This is a genomic window from Bradyrhizobium sp. URHD0069 (assembly GCF_000701345.1).
GTDB lineage: Bacteria > Pseudomonadota > Alphaproteobacteria > Rhizobiales > Xanthobacteraceae > Bradyrhizobium.
The window spans coordinates 58,765-71,703 of the sequence record NZ_JNIJ01000013.1; the positions used below are offsets into that span (position 1 = coordinate 58,765).

At 61.4% G+C, this 12,939-nt stretch carries 14 protein-coding genes and 1 pseudogene; 8 read left to right on the forward strand and 7 right to left on the reverse strand.

All coding sequences use genetic code 11. The features are described from left to right. Positions 1–263: 263 nt before the first annotated feature. Positions 264–596, reverse strand: coding sequence for a heat shock protein HspQ (hspQ, locus tag N554_RS0107900; protein WP_029582975.1), 333 nt, complete (start codon positions 594–596; stop codon positions 264–266). A gap of 122 nt (positions 597–718) precedes the next feature. Between hspQ and N554_RS0107905 the strand changes: the two genes are divergently transcribed. Next, positions 719–1,672 carry an AEC family transporter gene (locus N554_RS0107905; RefSeq protein ID WP_029582976.1) on the forward strand — a complete coding sequence of 318 codons (954 nt, stop codon included), beginning with the start codon at positions 719–721 and terminating at the stop codon, positions 1,670–1,672. 4 nt (positions 1,673–1,676) lie between these two features. On the opposite strand, the gene N554_RS0107910 is transcribed toward N554_RS0107905, so the two are convergent. After that, positions 1,677–2,879: a UbiH/UbiF family hydroxylase gene (locus tag N554_RS0107910; RefSeq protein ID WP_029582977.1), complete on the reverse strand. Its 1,203-nt coding sequence runs from the start codon at positions 2,877–2,879 to the stop codon at positions 1,677–1,679. A gap of 135 nt (positions 2,880–3,014) precedes the next feature. Here N554_RS0107910 and pcsA point away from each other — a divergent pair, with 135 nt between their 5' ends. From pcsA to N554_RS0107925, 3 genes are all read left to right on the forward strand, one after another. Next, a complete protein-coding gene (gene pcsA / locus N554_RS0107915) occupies positions 3,015–3,749 on the forward strand; it encodes a phosphatidylcholine synthase (protein WP_029582978.1) in 735 nt (244 codons plus the stop codon). Continuing rightward, positions 3,746–4,471: a TerC family protein gene (locus N554_RS0107920; protein WP_029582979.1), complete on the forward strand. Its 726-nt coding sequence runs from the start codon at positions 3,746–3,748 to the stop codon at positions 4,469–4,471. Before pcsA ends, N554_RS0107920 begins: the two co-directional genes overlap by 4 nt. A gap of 144 nt (positions 4,472–4,615) precedes the next feature. Continuing rightward, positions 4,616–5,590: a quinone oxidoreductase family protein gene (locus tag N554_RS0107925; RefSeq protein ID WP_029582980.1), complete on the forward strand. Its 975-nt coding sequence runs from the start codon at positions 4,616–4,618 to the stop codon at positions 5,588–5,590. A 170-nt stretch (positions 5,591–5,760) separates the two neighbouring features. On the opposite strand, the gene N554_RS0107930 is transcribed toward N554_RS0107925, so the two are convergent. Then, positions 5,761–6,957 carry an acetylornithine transaminase gene (locus N554_RS0107930; RefSeq protein ID WP_029582981.1) on the reverse strand — a complete coding sequence of 399 codons (1,197 nt, stop codon included), beginning with the start codon at positions 6,955–6,957 and terminating at the stop codon, positions 5,761–5,763. Positions 6,958–6,992: 35 nt separating this feature from the next. Here N554_RS0107930 and N554_RS0107935 point away from each other — a divergent pair, with 35 nt between their 5' ends. Then, a complete protein-coding gene (locus N554_RS0107935; protein ID WP_156041845.1) occupies positions 6,993–7,244 on the forward strand; it encodes a hypothetical protein in 252 nt (83 codons plus the stop codon). Here N554_RS0107935 and rimO read toward each other — a convergent pair. After that, the gene (rimO, locus tag N554_RS0107940) at positions 7,203–8,528 is read right to left on the reverse strand and encodes a 30S ribosomal protein S12 methylthiotransferase RimO (RefSeq protein WP_029582983.1); all 1,326 of its coding nucleotides are present in this window, start codon (positions 8,526–8,528) and stop codon (positions 7,203–7,205) included. The two genes, N554_RS0107935 and rimO, sit on opposite strands and share 42 nt — an antisense overlap. A 111-nt stretch (positions 8,529–8,639) precedes the next feature. On the opposite strand from rimO, the pseudogene N554_RS0107945 reads away from it, so the two are divergent. Together N554_RS0107945 and N554_RS39725 are read left to right on the forward strand one after the other, a co-directional pair. After that, positions 8,640–8,948: pseudogene (locus N554_RS0107945) on the forward strand (response regulator); the annotation flags it as partial. A gap of 172 nt (positions 8,949–9,120) precedes the next feature. Continuing rightward, positions 9,121–9,273, forward strand: a complete 153-nt coding sequence (locus tag N554_RS39725) for a hypothetical protein (RefSeq protein ID WP_197033480.1) — start codon at positions 9,121–9,123, stop codon at positions 9,271–9,273. A 104-nt stretch (positions 9,274–9,377) separates the two neighbouring features. On the opposite strand, the gene N554_RS0107955 is transcribed toward N554_RS39725, so the two are convergent. From N554_RS0107955 to pxpB, 3 genes are read right to left on the reverse strand one after another with little or no spacing between them, the layout of a single operon-like run. Further along, positions 9,378–10,148, reverse strand: a complete 771-nt coding sequence (locus tag N554_RS0107955) for a LamB/YcsF family protein (protein WP_029582985.1) — start codon at positions 10,146–10,148, stop codon at positions 9,378–9,380. A 32-nt stretch (positions 10,149–10,180) separates the two neighbouring features. Then, on the reverse strand, positions 10,181–11,233 hold the full coding sequence (locus tag N554_RS0107960; RefSeq protein WP_029582986.1) for a 5-oxoprolinase subunit C family protein: 1,053 nt from the start codon (positions 11,231–11,233) through the stop codon (positions 10,181–10,183). Beyond that, positions 11,230–11,961 carry a 5-oxoprolinase subunit PxpB gene (gene pxpB / locus N554_RS0107965; protein ID WP_029582987.1) on the reverse strand — a complete coding sequence of 244 codons (732 nt, stop codon included), beginning with the start codon at positions 11,959–11,961 and terminating at the stop codon, positions 11,230–11,232. The genes N554_RS0107960 and pxpB overlap by 4 nt, the downstream gene beginning before the upstream one ends. A gap of 237 nt (positions 11,962–12,198) precedes the next feature. Here pxpB and N554_RS0107970 point away from each other — a divergent pair, with 237 nt between their 5' ends. Beyond that, positions 12,199–12,897: a ribonuclease activity regulator RraA gene (locus N554_RS0107970; protein ID WP_029582988.1), complete on the forward strand. Its 699-nt coding sequence runs from the start codon at positions 12,199–12,201 to the stop codon at positions 12,895–12,897. Positions 12,898–12,939 lie beyond the last annotated feature (42 nt).

Below are 12,939 nucleotides of genomic sequence, written 5' to 3' on the forward strand. Positions count from 1 at the left end.
ATCGAGCGCCTTTTTTGTTGGACAACGGACGCTTGTAGCCCGCATGGAGCAAAGCGCAATGCGGGAAGGGCGCTGCTCTGGTCCAGGATTTCGCTTTGCCCCATGCGGGCAACGAGCCGGTTTGTCCGGCGTCCCCCGGATGCAACGCCGCGCGCCGCCGCGTAGTGCGCTGCTGATCCGGGCCATCTTACGATCATCCGCGTAAGTCCCGGCTCTGCGGGCAGCGTGAAGTACGCTGCGCCGGGACCCGCGGCTTGTGTATGTTAATTCAGCGACGGATTGCGCGGGCGATAGCCGCCGGCCTTGTCCTTCACGAAGATCTCGGCGACTTGCGAATGCCGGATCGGCTCGCCGGAATCGTCAGGCAATAAATTCTGCTCGGACACGTAGGCGACGTATTCCGATTCCGAATTCTCGGCCAGCAGATGATAGAATGGCTGATCCTTCTGAGGCCGGACCTCCTCGGGGATCGACAACCACCATTCCTCGGTATTGTTGAAGACCGGATCGATATCGAAGATCACGCCCCGGAACGAAAAGATCCGGTGACGGACGATCTGTCCGATCTGAAATTTGGCGGTCCGCGCTTTTATCATAACTCGTCGAATAGACCATGATTGTGGCCGATGCTAGAGGCAAACGGCCGAATTAACCTTTGCCATGGCCAGTCCGTCCAAGTGCTGATCGGCGCTAATAATGATGAAAAAGACGCATCCTCATGACCGACATTCTCAATCTTGCGCTGCCGTATTTCGGCCTGATCTTCGTCGGCTACGCCTGCGGCAAGGCCAAGGGTCTTCCGGAACAGGGGCTGGCCTGGATGAACTTCTTCCTACTGTATGTCTCGCTGCCCGCGCTGCTGTTTGGGATCATGGCAAAGACGCCATTCGAGGAACTCAACAACCCGCCATTCCTGATTGCGACCACGCTTGGTACGATCAGCGCCTTTGCCCTTGCCATGTTTGCCGGCCGGTTGGCCGGACGGCTCTCGGTCCGCGAGGCGACGCTGGCGGGCCTTGCCGGCGGCTACGGTAACATCGGCTATATGGGCCCCGGCCTGGCGTTGGCCGTGCTTGGCTCCAAGGCTGCCGCGCCGACGGCGTTGATTTTCTGCTGCGATAGCATCTTTCTGTTTACGATCGTGCCGCTGTTGATCGGGCTCACCGACAGCAAGCACCGGCCCTTGCTGCACACGCTCGGTATCGTGGTGCGACAGATCGTTTTGAATCCGTTGATCATGTCGGCTTGCGCGGGCGCATTCGCGGCGGCGTTTCACATCCATCCGCCGGTTGCGATCGACAATACGATTCTATTTCTGCAAAACGCCGCGGCGCCTACGGCGCTGTTTGTGCTGGGAGTGACTGTCGCGCTGCGCCCATTTGGCCGTGTACCCTGGGAAGTGCCCGCGGTGATCGCGGTAAAACTCCTGATCCATCCGCTCGTCGCTTTCGGATTGATGTTGCTGCTGGGGCCGTTTCCACAACCGTGGGCGGCGACCGCCGTACTGATGGCGTCGCTGCCGCCGGCGCTGAATGTGTTCGTGATCGCCCGGCAGAACGATGCCTGGATCGAGCCCGCGTCTGTCGCCGTGCTGATCGGAACGTTTGCCTCCGTCGTCACGCTCACCAGCGTGATGTGGTTCATCCAGACCGGCCGGCTGGTTTTTCCGTAAAAGTTTAAACAATCCGCCGGCTCGGCCGCCAGGAAGGCGCCAGTCCCTCACGCATTGCCAGACGGCGCAGCGGCCCGATCGAACCGATCAGGTGCAGACCGGCCGCGCGCATTGATTGCATCGGCAAGAAGTCGCTGAGCAGCGAACGGTTCGCCATATCGATGACGAACGTCCGGCTTGCAACGTCGGCGCGCCGGGCAGAATCGTAACGCTGGAGCACTTGCGGCGAGCCGACGTCTTGGCCTGATAGCATCGCCTCGTGCACGATTACGGCGATATCGGCGGCATCGCGCAATCCCATGTTCAGGCCTTGCGCGCCGATCGGCGGCACCACATGCGCGGCCTCGCCGACCAGCGCGACGCGATGCTGCGCGAATTGCCGGGGCTGCTCGATCGCAAGCGGAAACAGATGACGTCCCGGTTCGACCCGGATACGGCCGAGAATGGAATGCGATTGGCTTTCGGCGGCCTCGGACAGTTCGCCGTCGCTCAACGCGATCAGCCGTTCGGCTTCCCTGGGTGCGGCAACCCACACCACGCTGGATCGGTCGCCGGGTAGCGGCACAAATACGCACGGACCCTGCGGCGTGTGAAACTCAGTTGAAATATTTCGATGCGAGCGCGAATGGCTGACGTTGAAGGTCAGCGCCGCCTGGTCGAGTCCGCGACGCTTAAGCTGGATGCCGGCGGCTTCGCGGCAGAGCGAGTGTCGCCCATCGGCGCCGACCACAAGGCGCGCGGACAGCGCTTTTCCGTGGGCGGTACCGATTGCAACCAGCGCCTCGTACGGGTTGATCGTATCCGCCTCATCCTCGAACCGCGTCAGATGATCGGAAAGCTCAGCGGCGCGCTCCTCCAGCGCTGCTACCAGCAGACGGTTCTCGATGTTGTAGCCAAATACGTCGAGACCGATTTCGTCGCAGGAAAACCGCACCTCGGGGGCACGGATCAGGCGGCCGGTATCATCGACCAGGCGCATCGCCCGCAATGGCGCCGCCCGGTCTTCGCAGCGCCGCCAAACGTCCAGCTGCTGCAACAAATCGACGGAACCGCCAAGCAGCGCGGTGGTGCGATTGTCGGCGTAGGGCGCTCGGCGGGCGATGAGGGCGGTATTGGCGCCGGTTTGCGCCAACGCAATCGCGGCCGCAAGTCCTGCAGGGCCGCCGCCGATCACGACGACGTCGTGTGTACCCGATACTTCGTTCATACCGGGACAATTGACGTTCCCGGCAGCATTTTCAAGCCCACGTCATGGCATCAATTGCCTGACCTGGTTACGCGGCGGAACGTCGCAATCGCGGATGTGCAAATCGAGGCAATTCCTGATAGCACTGCCGGGCAAATGAACCAGGCAAACCAAAAAGATTCGTTGCTAACATCGCCGGCAACCCGCGCCGCCGCATTTTCCGTGCATATCTTCACGGCGCTGGGGGCGGGCATCGCCCTGATCGCGCTGCTTGAGGCCGTGCGCGAGCACTGGGCTGCGATGTTTGGCTGGCTCGGAGCGGCGCTGGTAATGGACGCGCTCGATGGCCCGATTGCGCGGCGGCTGGATGTCGCGCGCCTGCAACCGAACTGGTCCGGCGACGTGCTCGACCTCGTGGTCGATTTCGTGACTTACGTCTTTGTTCCGGCCTATGCGATCACCGCAAGCGGTTTGCTGCTGCCGGTGGCGGCGCCGCTTTTGGGCGCGGGCATTGTCGTTACCGGCGCGCTCTATTTTGCAGACCGCCGCATGAAGGCCGACGACAATCATTTTCGCGGGTTTCCAGCGCTGTGGAATGCTGCAGCGTTTTATCTGTTCCTGCTGCATTTGCCGCCGGCAATTTCAAGCCTCGCGGTCGCTATCCTGCTTGTGCTGACATTTGTTCCATTCCGCGTCGTTCATCCGGTACGAGTGGTGCGCCTGCGTAATCTAACCTTGTCGTTGCTCGCCATTTGGGCGGTGCTTGCGGTGATCACGCTGGCATTCGATTTCAATGTGGACGCGCCCATAACGATCGGGTTGTGTGCGATCGCCGTCTATATCATCGGAAGCGACGCGGCGATCCGGTTCGTGAGGTCGCTTCGCGCATGATCGACTTGTTGACCAGCCCGGAAGCCTGGGCCGCATTATTGACGCTGACAGCGCTGGAAATCGTGCTCGGCATCGACAATGTTATTTTTCTGTCAGTCATTGTATCGCGTGTTCCTCCGCGGCAGGCGAAGCAAGCGCGGCAAATCGGCCTGGCGCTGGCGTTGGTATTTCGCATCCTGCTGCTCAGTCTCCTGGTGTGGTTGATCGGATTGACCCAAGCCGTCGTCACCGTGAAGGGTCTGGACTTTTCCTGGCGCGACATCATTCTGATTGGTGGCGGGCTGTTTCTGATCGCCAAGGCGACCCACGAAATTCACGGCGAAGTGGAAGCACGTGACGGCGAGGACGACGACGCGCCAAGCGCCAGCGCCTTCTTCTGGGTGATTGTCCAGATCATTATCATCGATATGGTGTTCTCGCTGGATTCGATTATCACCGCCATCGGCATGGCCCAGGATATCGAAATCATGATCGCAGCCGTCGTCATCGCCTGCGTCGTCATGTATGTGTCTTCCGGCCCCGTCGCGAGATTCGTGGCGGACCATCCGACCACCAAGATGCTGGCGCTGGCGTTTCTGGTGCTGATCGGCGTCGCGCTGGTCGCGGACGGATTCAAATTTCATATCCCGCGCGGCTATATCTACTTTGCCATTGCCTTCTCGGCGGCGGTTGAGGCTTTCAATGTGCTGGCCAAACGCAACCGCAAAAAACCCGTTCGTTAGAGTTGCGTATACTCTATTCCAAGACCGGTACCCACTTTTGCGGAATACGCGTTCTGCATCGCGGATGCGCGCGGTCATTGAGTTGACAACGCGGCCTTGATGGCTTTCGCTTGATCTCAAGGCAATGCCAATGGAGAACCTGATATGACGAAGGCCGTGCGCGTGCACAAAGTAGGGGGGCCGGAAGCCCTGGTTTATGAAGAGGTGGACGTTCCTGCGCCCGGCGCCGGCGAGGTTCGCATCCGCCAGCATGCCGTCGGTCTCAACTTCATCGATGTGTACTATCGCACGGGTCTCTACAAGGCGCCGGGGCTGCCGTTCATCGCCGGCAACGAAGCCGCGGGCGAGGTTCTCGCGGTCGGACCCGGCGTGACGAACTTTCACATCGGTGATCGCGTCGCCTATTATTTCAACCTCGGCGGCTACGCCAGCGAGCGGAATATCCCTGCGGAAAAACTGGTCAAGCTGCCCGACCACATCACCTATGAGCAGGGCGCGGTGCTGATGCTCAAAGGGCTGACGGTCTGGTACCTGCTGCACAAGACATTCAAGGTCGAACCGCACCATCGGGTGCTGATCCATGCTGCAGCCGGCGGCATCGGCTTGCTCGCGTGCCAGTGGGCGAAGGCGATGGGAGCGCATGTCATCGGCACTGTCGGCTCCAAAGCCAAGGCCGACCTCGCGCTCGCCAACGGCTGCGATCACGTCATCCTCTATAACGAGGAGGATTTCGTCGCCCGCGTCAAGCAGATCAGCCGCAACGAGCTTTGCGACGTGGTCTACGACGGCGTCGGCAAAACGACGTTTCCGGGCTCGCTGTCTTGCTTGAAGCCGCGCGGTTTGTTCGTGAGTTTCGGTAGTGCGTCCGGTCCGGTGCCGCCATTCTCGATTGCCGAACTCAACAATCATGGTTCGCTGTTTGCGACGCGGCCAAAACTCAACGACTACGTCGGCAGGCGCTCGGAATTGCTGGAGGGCGCCGACACGTTGTTTGCGGCTGTCATCAACGGCAAACTGCACGTGCCGATCAACCACGCCTATGCGCTGAAGGACGCGGCCAAAGCACATATAGACCTGGAGAGCCGGGTCACCACCGGCGCGTCGATCCTGAAGCCGTGAGAAGGCTTCTAAGCGGCTCCGTTGTGAACTAAAGCCATTGGGCCGTGATTTCGTCATTGCGCGGAGCGAAGCGACGAAGCAATCCGGCTGCCACCTCTGGATGGCTTCGCGGAGCCTGTCATCGGACCCATTCGCGCGACCCGTTGGCTAGGAATGACGGTCTCAATCCGCTACGCGACGCGCCGTGCAGCGCCGATCCTCGTCAGCACTGCATCGAGAGCATCGATCATGCCCGCGATTTGCTCCCGCGTGACATTGAGCGCGGGCATGAAGCGCAGCGCGTCCGGTTGCGGCGCGTTGAGCAATATGCCGTCATCAAATGCTTGCGCGACGATCGGCGCGGCGATTGGGTGTCTTAAGTCGAGTGCTACCAGCAAACCCCTGCCGCGCACCTCGCCGAGACCATGCCGCGCGGACATCCGCTGCAGTTCGCTCTCCAGATACAGCCCGCTATCAACGGCCGACTTCAGAAAATCCGGATCAGCTACTTGCTGCAGAACCGCCAGCCCGGCCGCGCACATCAGCGGATTGCCGTTGAACGTTCCGCCTTGGTCGCCGTGTTCGAAGCAACACGCCGCTTCGGTCGCCAGCATTGCGGCCAACGGTACGCCTCCTCCGATGCCCTTGCCGAGCGTCATGATATCGGGCTCGATCCCGGCATGCTGGTAGTGGAAAAGTTTTCCGGTACGGCCCATGCCGGTCTGGATCTCATCGAGGATCAGCAACAAGCCGTGCTCTCTGGTGAGCGTCCGCAGTTCGCGCAGAAAATGGTCGGTCGCAGGCCAAACGCCGGCTTCGCCCTGAATCGGCTCCAGCATCACGGCGATGGTTTTGTCATTGATCAGCCCCTTCACGGACGCGAGGTCGTTTAGCCGTGCCTTGGGAAAGCCTGACACCTTGGGCTCGAACAAGGGCTCGAAGGCCTTCTTGCCGGATGCCGACATGGTCGCCAGCGTCCGACCATGAAAGCCGCCTTCGAATGTGATGATTTCATGCGCGCCACTCCGGTGCAGCGCGCCGTATTTGCGGGCGAGCTTGATGGCGCCCTCGTTGGCTTCCGCGCCCGAGTTGGTGAAGAACACCCGATCGAAGCAACTGTGATCGACCAAAGCCTTCGCCAGCTTAAGGCTGGGCGCATTGTAAAAGGCAGGGCTTGGCGTCAGCAGCAGCTTTGCCTGTGCGGCGAGCGCTTCGGCGACGACCGGCGGCGAGTGGCCGAGGCAATTGACCGCCCAACCCTGGACGAAATCGAGGTAGCGCTTGCCATCGTCGTCCCACAAGAACGAGCCTTTACCGCGCACGAATACCACCGGCGGCCGTGCTGTGATGTCCATCAGCGCGTCAAACGGATAGGTGGCGTTGATCATGTCAAAACTCCTTTGGGTTGGATGATCTGGGCTGGATGAAAGGCTGGCCGAAACGCAAGAAGGCCGCACTTGCGGGTGCGGCCTTCTCGAAAACGTTGCTGATCTATCTGTTCAGCGTTGTCGTCGGACACGGCGCGACCCATCATCGTCGACAGAGCGACGACGGAAAGTGGCGCGGCGGGTGGTTCGGTTCAGGATCATGGGGCGAGGGCCATACAGCCGAAGCGAGGGCGATGTCAAGCGCGTCAGAAGCCGGCGACGGTGCCGTGCAGGTCGTATTGGTCTGATCGTTCGATCTTCGCGGTGACGATCTCGCCGATGCGGAGCGGACGGCGGCTTGAGAGGTAGACCGCGCCATCGATATCAGGCGCATCGGCCTTCGAGCGGCCTTTTGAAACGGTCGGACCGACCTCGTCGATGATGACCTGCTGCCGGGTGCCGACCTTGCGCTTCAATCGGCGGGCGGAAATCTTTTGCTGCCGCGCCATCAGCGCATTCCAGCGCTCTTGTTTGACGTCCTCGGACACGGCATTGCCGAGCGCATTCGAGGAAGCCCCGGCGACCGGTTCATACTTGAAGCAACCGACGCGATCGATCTCGGCTTCCTCGAGCCAGTCTAGCAGATAGGCGAAATCGGAATCGGTTTCCCCGGGGAAACCGACGACGAAGGTGGAACGCAAGGTGAGTTCCGGGCATTCCTCACGCCATTTCTTGATCCGCGCCAAGGTCTTTTCCTGGGCCGCCGGACGCTTCATCTGTTTCAGGATTTCCGGGCTCGCGTGCTGGAACGGAATATCGAGGTAAGGCAAAATCTTGCCTTGCGTCATAAGCCCGATGACTTCATTGACATGCGGGTAGGGATAGACGTATTGCAGCCGAACCCAGGCGCCGAATTCGCCGAGCTCTCTGGCCAAATCGAAGAATTTCGCGCGGACCTCGCGATCCTTCCACGGGCTTGCGGCGTATTTCACGTCGACGCCATAGGCTGAGGTGTCCTGCGAAATCACCAGCAGTTCTTTCACGCCGGCGCTGACGAGCTTTTCGGCCTCACGCAGCACGTCGTTGGCCGGACGCGACACCAGATCGCCGCGCAGCTTTGGGATGATGCAGAAGCTGCAGCGGTTGTTGCAGCCCTCGGAAATCTTCAGGTAAGCGTAATGCCGCGGCGTCAGCTTGATGCCCTGCGGCGGCACCAGATCGAGATGCGGATTATGCACCGGCGGCAGCGCGCGATGCACGGCATCGAGTACGCTTTCATATTGCTGCGGCCCGGTGATCGACAGCACGCCGGGATAGGCGGCCTCGATCTGCTCAGGCTCAGCGCCCATGCAGCCGGTGACGATCACCTTGCCGTTCTCGGCCATGGCCTGGCCGATGGCGCCGAGCGACTCCTGCTTGGCGCTGTCGAGAAACCCGCAGGTGTTGACGATGACGATGTCGGCACCATCGTGCTTGCGCGCCAGCTCATAGCCCTCCGCGCGCAGCCGCGTGATGATGCGCTCGGAATCCACCAGCGCCTTGGGGCATCCCAGCGAAACAAAGCTGACTTTGGGCGCGGCGGCCTGTTGCATGTTTTGATCTGTCCGATTGATGTGCAGGAGCTAGTCCCAATTGTCCATAATTACAAGCTTTGAGCGGGTCTGCGCCGTGTTATGAGTATTTTAGGGCAATCCGAATGATCGATGGGCGCCGAGTCGTCTCCTAAAATCATCATTGTCGACGAAAGCCCGATCCGTGCCGCGATCCTCGAGGAGGGGCTGCGGGAAGCTAGCTTTGCTGGCGTCGTCCACATCAGCGAAATGCAGAGTTTGCTGGCGCGGATCTATGCGCTCGATCCCGACGCCATCCTGATCGATCTGGAAAATCCCAGCCGCGACGTTCTTGAACAAATGCTCCAGGTCAGCCGCGCGCTGCGCCGGCCGATCGCGATGTTTGTCGATCAAAGCGACGCGGCCTCGATTCAGGCTTTCGTCGACGCCGGTGTCTCCGCCTCCAATCCGCTTTAAATACTCACGAATACAATTCTCGTCGGAATTCATCGCATAGAATTTTTAACTTCGACCGGAGTCCTGCGAGGAATTTATATCGCTATTTTTCGCGCTGTCTTGCATCCCGCCGCGAACAGTATTCCATTGTTCCGTGATGAGACGTTGGAGATCGATCATGCGCGAGTTACCGGCGGAAGCCCGCCTGCACGTTTACGCGCGGTCCCTTTCGGCACGAACCGGAACAGGCATTCATATGGCCGCGCTCTACGCCGCGTTTGCGCTGATCGCCGCCATCGTTTTCGGCACGCTCTCGGTCCATCCGTTCTGAAGTTGTGGAAATCATAGGGCGGGCAAAGGCGTGTTTGCGCCGTGCCCATCGCGCTTGCAAGGGCCACCGGCGGGTGGCGCGCTTCACCCACCCTGATTTGCGCTCTAAGCCGCTTTCTTGAACGGCGCCACTTCGACGCCAGCATCTTTCAACGCCTGTCTCACGCCGCGCGCGATATCAACGGCGCCGGGCGTGTCGCCGTGAATGCAGACGGTGTCGGTGCGCATCTTGATGACCTTGCCGGTGACCGAGACCACTGCGCCGTCCTGCACCATCCGCACCACGCGTTCTGCGATCTCCGCCGGGGCATGCAGCACCGCGCCGGGTTTGCGGCGCGACACCAGCGAGCCATCGTCTTCATAGGCGCGGTCGGCGAACACCTCATGCACCATCGGCAGATTGGCGGCTTCGCCGGCCTGCACCAGGGGCGAATTGGCGAGCACCACAAAAATCAGATTGGGATCGACGGCCTTGATGGCGGAGGCAATCGCGCGGGCGGTCGTGTCGTCCTCGCAGGCGACGTTCGATAACGCACCATGCGCCTTGACATGGGTGACCTTGTGACCGGCCGCGGTCGCGATCGCCTGCAAGGCGCCGATCTGGTAGGCGACCAGGTTTTCGATTTCCGCGGCTTTCATACCGGGAAACGGCCGGCGGCCGAAACCGTGCAGATCGCGGTAGCCGGGATGCGCGCCGATGCTGACGCCGCGCGCCTTCGCGAGCTCCACGGTCTTGCGCATGATGTCGGCATCGCCGGCATGGAAGCCGCAGGCGATGTTGACCGATGTGGCAAGCTCGATCATGGCGGCGTCGTTGCCCATCTGCCATGCGCCAAATCCTTCGCCGAGATCGCAATTGAGATCGATCGTTGTCATGTCCGTGTCCCCTTGCGTGAGTGGATCTTCAGTTAGTCTTTCGCCAGCGCATCCGCAGACGGAATTTGCCAGGTTCTGGCGTCGACGGCGCTGACCGCGGCGCCGGCGACATTAGCATCTTGCAGCGCCTCTATGTTGAGATCGAAATTCTCGATCGGACGCAGGCGGTCGGGCAGGGTGCGCAGCAATGCCGCGAACTTTCGCACCTCTGCCTGCGCCTCGGCCATGCTGACGGCCTTGAAACGGAAAGCACGGCCGGCCGGAATCTGCGCGAACCGCCCGAGATCGGCTGAAATCACGGTGGCGATCTTGGGATAGCCGCCGCTGGTGCCGCGGTCCGACATCAGCACGATGGGCGCGCCATTGCCGGACACCTGGATGCTGCCGTTCACCGTGCCGTCGGAGACGATGTTGTGACCGTGCAGATGTTTTATCACGGGGCCTTCGAGCCGGTAACCCATGCGGTCGCTGGTTGGCGATATCTTCCACTCGCTGTCCAGAAACAGTTTTGTGGCCTCGCCCCCGAATTCGTCGTCCTGCGGCCCCATCACCAGGCGGATCGGCCCGTCGGCTGGCGGCGGAAGATCGATCCGGCGCTCGGCCGCGCCGCTGCCGGCTTTGGCGTGCAATTCGTCGCCCGCCTGCAGCGGACGCGGATATGGGCTGCCGAGGCCGGCGCGGGCATTCACCGCCAGGCTTCCGAACATCGGCTCGCCTTCGATCGCGCCTTCGATCGCGAGGTAACTGAACGAACCGCCGCGCGCAAAGCCCAGCCTCAGGGTCTCGCCGTCCACGAGTATCATCGACGTATCGGTTGCCATGGCGCGTCCCGAAATTTCGGCGCTGCGCGGTGCTCCCGCGAGCCCGACGCGAACCGCACCTTCGCGCGCCGTGAACGCGGCGCCGAATGGGCCGATTTCGATTGCAGCCGCGAATAATTCGTTTCCAACCAGGCAATTCGCAGCTGCAAGCGCGAGCCGATCCATCGCCCCGCTTGGCGTCAGGCCGTAGCGCTGGGCGCCATGCCTACCTCCGTCCTGTACGGAACTCGCAGGTCCAATTGTGGAAACAACAAGCTTGCTCATGGGGCGATCAGATCGGCGACGATCTCGCCAGCTTCCGCGGCGCGATCCTGCTCGGCGAAGATCTTGGCATCGACAGCCGAAAACGTCACGGCGTCACCGGGTTCCAGCAGGAAGATCGGATCGCGGTGCAATTGGTAGGTTCTCACCGCTGTCCGGCCCAAGAGATGCCAGCCGCTCGGACCGGCCAGACATTGCACGCCGGTCTGCACGCCGCCAATCGAGATCGTGCCGGCCGGCGTCAACAGCCGCGGACTTTGTCGTCGCGGCATGTGCAGCGATTTCTCGAGGCCGCTGAGATAGGACCATCCCGGCGTAAAGCCGATCATCGCCACGCGATAGTCGCCGGCGACATGCCGCGCCACGATGTCGTCAGGCGTGGTGTTCAGCGTCTTGGCGACATCCTCCAGATCGATGCCGTGCTCGCCACCATACACAACCGGAATGCGCCAGCGCCGCGTCTTCGTGACAGGCGGAACCGGCCGTTGCGCCAGTGAGACAAGCTTTTCGCTCAGCGCGTCGAAGTCGATCTGCTCGGGATCATAGTGCACCAGCAGCGATCGATAGGTTGGCACCGTCTCGGTCACGCCGGATACCGGCTCGCGCGCCAGCGTTCGATCGAGCGCCAGCACCCGCTGGTTTGCGGCATCATCGATTTTGCGACTGAATTCCACCGTGACGGCGCTGTCGCCACTGGGCAGAATACGGGGCGAAGAGAGTGTCGCGGCCATGGCCTCTAAACTCGTCGGCGAGATATCAGCTCTAACGTGTTTTCCGGCGAAGTGGAATTGGCTTCGCGCAAATCGGCCTGCAAGTTCAATAAATTAATCTGCATACCCGTGATAAGATGTTGTGATTGCACGGTGTGATGCAGGCCCTTCAGCCCTGCATTGCGACGCACTTGACGCGATGCTCGCGCCCCGCAAGATGCGCCGCCTGATCAATCCGTAACCGGAGTTCCTTTTTCGATGTCCCTGACCCCCGAAGCGATCGCGACCCTTTCCCGCGTGTCTACTGCCACCATCACCACTGTTCTGCTCAAGAAGGGCCTGCGAAACGTCTGGATGCGAGGCTCGCGTCCGCTGCGGCCGGGGCAACCGCGGCTGGTCGGGCCGGCCTTTACCTTACGTTTCGTGCCCGCGCGGGAGGATCTGGCGACGCCGGAATCCTGGTCGTCGCCGATTTCGACCCGGACGGCGATCGAAGCCATGCCGGAAGGCTGCATCGCCGTGGTCGACGCCATGGGCGTCACCGATGCCGGCATCTTCGGCGATATTCTGTGCGCGCGCATGGCCAAGCGCGGGGTCGCGGCGCTGGTGACCGACGGCGTCGTCCGCGATCTCGAGGGCGTGCTTGGAACTGGATTGCCGGTGTGGTGTGACGGCTACGCGGCACCGCCCTCGGTCGCCGGGCTGACATTCGTCGGCTGGGGCGAACCGGTCGGCTGCGGCGGCGTCGCAGTGTTTCCGGAGGACATTATCGTGGCCGATCAGGATGGTGCCGTAGTGATTCCTAAAGCGTTTGTCGACCTTATCCTGGCCGAAGGCGCGGAGCAGGAGCGGATGGAAGCCTGGATCGTCGAGCAGGTGAACTCTGGCGCCGCACTGCCGGGTCTCTATCCGATGAATGCCGAGACCAAAGCGCGTTACGCAGCTACTAAGAAATAACCTCATCCTGAGCAGCGGCGTCTTCGCCGCGTCTCGAAGGAT

Excerpts from the sequence above, each read along its gene's own strand:
- hspQ (WP_029582975.1), bottom strand. The coding sequence starts at position 596 with ATGATAAAAGCGCGGACCGCCAAATTTCAGATCGGACAGATCGTCCGT.
- N554_RS0107905 (WP_029582976.1), top strand. The coding sequence starts at position 719 with ATGACCGACATTCTCAATCTTGCGCTGCCGTATTTCGGCCTGATCTTC.
- N554_RS0107910 (WP_029582977.1), bottom strand. The coding sequence starts at position 2,879 with ATGAACGAAGTATCGGGTACACACGACGTCGTCGTGATCGGCGGCGGC.
- pcsA (WP_029582978.1), top strand. The coding sequence starts at position 3,015 with ATGAACCAGGCAAACCAAAAAGATTCGTTGCTAACATCGCCGGCAACC.
- N554_RS0107920 (WP_029582979.1), top strand. The coding sequence starts at position 3,746 with ATGATCGACTTGTTGACCAGCCCGGAAGCCTGGGCCGCATTATTGACG.
- N554_RS0107925 (WP_029582980.1), top strand. The coding sequence starts at position 4,616 with ATGACGAAGGCCGTGCGCGTGCACAAAGTAGGGGGGCCGGAAGCCCTG.
- N554_RS0107930 (WP_029582981.1), bottom strand. The coding sequence starts at position 6,957 with ATGATCAACGCCACCTATCCGTTTGACGCGCTGATGGACATCACAGCA.
- N554_RS0107935 (WP_156041845.1), top strand. The coding sequence starts at position 6,993 with ATGAAAGGCTGGCCGAAACGCAAGAAGGCCGCACTTGCGGGTGCGGCC.
- rimO (WP_029582983.1), bottom strand. The coding sequence starts at position 8,528 with ATGCAACAGGCCGCCGCGCCCAAAGTCAGCTTTGTTTCGCTGGGATGC.
- N554_RS39725 (WP_197033480.1), top strand. The coding sequence starts at position 9,121 with ATGCGCGAGTTACCGGCGGAAGCCCGCCTGCACGTTTACGCGCGGTCC.
- N554_RS0107955 (WP_029582985.1), bottom strand. The coding sequence starts at position 10,148 with ATGACAACGATCGATCTCAATTGCGATCTCGGCGAAGGATTTGGCGCA.
- N554_RS0107960 (WP_029582986.1), bottom strand. The coding sequence starts at position 11,233 with ATGAGCAAGCTTGTTGTTTCCACAATTGGACCTGCGAGTTCCGTACAG.
- pxpB (WP_029582987.1), bottom strand. The coding sequence starts at position 11,961 with ATGGCCGCGACACTCTCTTCGCCCCGTATTCTGCCCAGTGGCGACAGC.
- N554_RS0107970 (WP_029582988.1), top strand. The coding sequence starts at position 12,199 with ATGTCCCTGACCCCCGAAGCGATCGCGACCCTTTCCCGCGTGTCTACT.